Origin of the sequence: Neobacillus paridis (assembly GCF_016765675.1) — a bacterium.
Lineage (GTDB): Bacteria > Bacillota > Bacilli > Bacillales > Cytobacillaceae > Neobacillus > Neobacillus paridis.
Genome location: NZ_JAESWB010000282.1, coordinates 1 through 578 on the forward strand (window position 1 = coordinate 1; position 578 = coordinate 578).

At 45.0% G+C, this 578-nt stretch carries 1 protein-coding gene; it reads right to left on the reverse strand.

Features of this window, described 5'->3' with window-relative positions; genetic code table 11:
* Positions 1 to 578: hypothetical protein (locus tag JK635_RS18650; RefSeq protein ID WP_202655456.1), on the reverse strand; the 578-nt coding region annotated here is incomplete at both ends.

Genomic DNA, 578 nt, shown 5'->3' on the forward strand with positions numbered 1-578 from the left:
AAACGGTTTCGCTTTGCCGTCTGGCATGCCGTTGCCAGGAACGAACAGACTATTGCATGGAACAGTGAAAAGTAAATCACTCAGGAATGAGTAATTTCCGTGGCCCTTGGAGTTGGATTTCCTTATGCCACTAATATTTCCGATAATGTCTAATTTGGTAGACCTGTTCACGGCTTGAAATACCTTCAGATCGATTGAGCCGAAGATCTTGCCAATTAACGCTGGCGTCGCTGAAGCCAGATAAACCAGAGACTTGATCCTGTCTTTGTTTTCAACAAGACTGTTGAAGTTGCTATTTCCAATCACCTTAGCTTTCAAAGTGGATTGTAGACCGAGTTCTGAAACATCTTTTGCGGTGCGAAAGATTTCCTGCAAGTGGTTTAATGATTCAAGGGCAGTGTTGCGATTATCAGTCAGATAGGCTTCCACTTTTTCCTGCTTTGCGCCTAGTTCCAATACCAGGCGATTGATCCGTGATGGTGGCACTGTCAGCGCGTTCAGTTCGTCTGAAGCCTCCAGCAAGTCAAGCGATGTATAGTGAGGCTTGTAATTTAAGTTGCGGCCAAGCCAAATCTGTT